We start from the raw sequence: 4,252 nt of genomic DNA, 5'->3' as shown, positions 1-4,252 counted from the left end.
AGAATGGGCATGGATTTAGTTCCTGTGTATGCTGATGGAGCCAATAGTTCAGAGGGCATGGTTAAAATCAATCCGGTTGTGATTCAAAACATGAATGTACGTACTGCAACGGTGCAAAAGAAAGATCTGTCTACCGTGGTGAGTGCTGTTGGAAAAGTGGAGTACAACGAGCAAAAACTCTTCAATGTAAATCCAAAAATTTCAGGTTGGGTTGAGCAGCTTTATGTGGATTACACGGGTAAAATGGTGCAAAAAGGGCAGCCATTGTTCAGTATCTATTCTCCTGAATTGGTGACCACTCAAAGAGAATACTTGTTGGCCCTGAAAACTCAGGAAAAAGTCAGTGCCAGTAGTTTTGAAACCATCCGTTCCGGGGGAAGTAGTTTACTTGAGGCTACCCGCCAACGGCTTGAATATTGGGATATTCCCGAATCAGAGATAGATCAGCTGAAGCAAAGTGGTGAAGTTAAAAAGGCAATTATGCTGAAATCACCCGCCACAGGCATCGTGCTTCATAAAAATGCTATAGAAGGAGAGTACATAAAAGCGAGTACCCCTGCATATAAAATAGCAGACCTTTCAACTGTTTGGGTGCAAACCAGTGTTTATGACTACGAAGTACCCTGGATTGAAGAAGGGCAAGCTGCCCAGATGGAATTATCATATCAACCAGGTAAAATCTATGAAGGCTCGGTGGATTATATATATCCCACCCTGGACCAGAAAACGCGGACTGTTCAGGTACGGCTAGAATTTTCTAACCCAGATCTTGAGCTAAAACCAGGCATGTTTGCCAATGTACGTATCCAAACGCGTCCTAAGCCCAACGTAACCATCATTCCTAATGAGGCCATCATTAGAACCGGGGAGCGTAATATCGTTTTTGTAGCTAAGGGAGAAGGCACCTTTGAACCCCGGGAAATAACTTTAGGAATGGAAGGCGGCCAACGCAATAATGAAATTGAAGTACTGGACGGGGTTAAAGCGGGGGAACAGATCGTCACTTCTGCCCAATTCCTGTTCGATAGTGAGAGCCGTTTACAGGAAGCCATCCAAAAAATGCTGCAGCAAGAACAAGATTCTCCCGATATGGATAAGGAGGACAGGGAATCAAACAGTGAAGAAATGAACCATGAAATAGAACCTGCTGATACGACTGATCATTCAGGCATGGAAATGTAGTCCTGGCACCAGCGAAAAACCCCATCAAAGATTTTGGAGAAATAAGAAATGTTACAGAAAATTATTGAACTATCCGTTAATAACCGCTTCATGGTGATTATTGCCAGCATTCTTCTACTGGCCGGCGGCACTTACATTATGTATCAAACTCCTGTGGATGCTATACCGGATTTAAGTGACGTTCAGGTCATTGTATTTACAAAATATCCGGGTCAGGCTCCTCAGGTTGTTGAAGATCAGGTCACTTATCCTTTAACCACTACGATGATGTCGGTTCCTAAATCGAAAGTTGTGCGTGGATATTCATTTTTCGGTCTGTCTTTCATTTATATCATTTTCGAGGATGATACCGACATGTACTGGGCCCGAAGCAGGGTTCTCGAATATCTCAACACCGCTGGAAGCAACCTGCCTGAAGGTGTGACCCCTACCCTGGGCCCGGATGCAACTGGGGTTGGTTGGGTCTACGAATATGTGTTGGATGGTGGGGATAAATATGACCTCCAGCAATTGCGGTCTATACAGGATTGGTTCCTTAAATATGAGCTACTTAGCGTAGAAGGCGTGGCCGAAGTTGCCAGTATTGGCGGCCATGTCAAACAATATCAGGTTGAAGTTGATCCGGATAAGTTGTTGGCCTATGATATCCCGCTTTCAAAAGTAAAAATGGCCCTGAAACGCAGTAACAATGATGTAGGTGGGCGTCTTGTAGAAATGAGTGAAACCGAATTCATGGTTCGTGGAAAGGGGTATATCCAGTCTGTTTCAGACGTAGAAGAAGTCCCTATTGGTACGGATAGTAACGGTACTCCCATAACCATCCGAAATGTGGCCAATGTACACATTGGCCCGGACCTTCGCCGCGGTATCGTAGATTGGAATGGGGAAGGTGAAACAGTCGGAGGTGTGGTAATTATGCGTTTCGGTGAAAACGCATTAGAAACCATTGACAATGTTAAAACCAAGCTCAAAGAACTCGAAAGTGGATTACCGGAAGGGATAACGATCAAAACGGCCTATGACCGTTCCAGTCTTATCAAAAGAGCTATTGAGTTTTTGGAGCATAAACTTCTCGAAGAGAGCATTGTAGTTGCCATCATCGTTTTGATTTTTTTGCTGCACTTTCGCAGTTCACTTGTAGCTATAATTAGTCTGCCGATAGGAATTTTGGCTGCTTTTCTGGTAATGTATTTTCAGGGTATTAATGCAAACATAATGTCGCTAAGTGGCATTGCAATCGCTATTGGAGCAATGGTTGATGCCGCCATTGTGATGGTGGAGAATGCTCATAAGCACCTGGAGAAAGACCGGGGCAAAAAAGATCATTGGCGAATTATTGTGGATGCCTCAAAAGAGGTGGGGCCTGCACTCTTCTTCTCGTTGCTTATCATTACTGTTTCATTTCTCCCAATCTTTGCATTACAGGGTCAGGAAGGACGCCTGTTTAAGCCTTTGGCTTTCACAAAAACCTATGCTATGGCAGCTGCGGCTTTGCTTTCTGTGACACTGGTTCCTGTACTTATGGGATACCTGATCCGTGGAAAAATACAGCCAGAACATAAAAACCCGGTCAACCGATTTCTAATCTGGATATATCGTCCCGTGATTAATTTGGCACTAAGGTTTAAATGGACCACTGTTATTGCTTCTGTTGCAATTCTTGCCGTATCCATTGTACCTCTGCAACGACTCGGTTCTGAATTTATGCCTCCTATTGAAGAAGGCGACCTGCTTTATATGCCGACTACAGATCCGGGCATCAGTATTACAAAGGCGAAAGAACTCTTACAACAGACGGATAAAATAATTGCAAGCTTTCCTGAAGTTGAATCTGTATTTGGTAAGTCGGGACGAGCCCAGACATCTACAGATCCAGCCCCACTATCCATGTTCGAAACCATCATCCAGCTGAAGCCTGAAGATCAGTGGCGAGAAGGCATGACGATGGATAAGCTGAAGCAGGAAATGGATGCGGCTATTAAGATCCCAGGCCTCACCAACGCCTGGACAATGCCTATCAAAACACGCATTGATATGCTTTCTACCGGAATCAAAACGCCTATCGGTATCAAAGTAACGGGTCCTGATCTGCAAACGCTTTCTGAACTCAGTCAGGATATCGCCTCTGTGGTGCGCGATGTACCTGGAACGCTAAGCGTATTCGCAGATAAGACCACAGGGGGCAACTACCTTGATTTTAATATCGACCGGAAGGAAGCCGCTCGATATGGACTAACAACCGGGGATGTACAGGATGTAATACAGTCAGCTATTGGTGGTATGAATGTTACAGAAACGGTGGAAGGCCTGGAGCGCTACCCGGTTAATGTACGATATGCCCGGGAAGTCAGAGAAAACCTCACCGACCTGGGACGAGTTTTGATCCCCACGCCCTCAGGAGCACAAATACCTATTAATTATGTGGCAGACTTACAGATCCGAAAAGACGCACCCGTAATAAAAACGGAGAATGCCCGGTATTCAAGCTGGATCTATGTAGATCTCACCACATCAGATATTGGTAGTTATGTAAACGAAGCACGCCAGACAGTTAACGAACGTCTGGATTTACCCTCCGGCTATAGCTTGGCCTGGAGTGGACAGTATGAATATATGGAGCGGGCCAAAGAACGTCTGCAAGTTGTAGTACCGATCACATTGCTGATCATCTTCTTGCTGCTCTACTTCAACTTTAAGAATCTACAGGAAAGTCTGCTTGTGCTGCTGACCCTTCCCTTTTCACTTGTAGGCTCTTTTTGGTTGCTATATATCCTTGGATACAACCTTAGTGTGGCCGTGGGAGTTGGAGCTATTGCTCTGGCTGGGGTTGCCGCTGAAATTGGAGTAATCATGCTGACCTATCTGGATAATGCATATAACAACCGAAAATACCATGATAAGATGAATAACTTGGGGGACTTAAAAGAGGCCATTTTTGAAGGATCAGCACAGCGAATCCGGCCAATTTTCATGACCGTGTGTGCTATTACGGGTGGTCTTCTTCCTATCATGTGGGGAGCTGGAACCGGAGCCACCGTTATGAAACGAATTGCGGCACCAATGGTTGGCG

Annotated in this window: 2 protein-coding genes; both read left to right on the top strand. The window is 45.1% G+C overall.

What is annotated here, in order from left to right; translation table 11 throughout:
- Positions 1-1,182 (top strand): efflux RND transporter periplasmic adaptor subunit (locus tag B151_RS19145; RefSeq protein WP_040517250.1); only part of this gene is annotated, 1,182 nt, incomplete at its 5' end.
- A 48-nt stretch (positions 1,183-1,230) separates the two neighbouring features.
- Positions 1,231-4,252: efflux RND transporter permease subunit (locus B151_RS0117285; RefSeq protein ID WP_020404894.1), on the top strand; the 3,022-nt coding region annotated here is incomplete at its 3' end.

Source organism: Gracilimonas tropica DSM 19535, from assembly GCF_000375425.1.
GTDB lineage: Bacteria > Bacteroidota > Rhodothermia > Balneolales > Balneolaceae > Gracilimonas > Gracilimonas tropica.
This window is presented reverse-complemented; position numbering and strand designations above follow the sequence as displayed.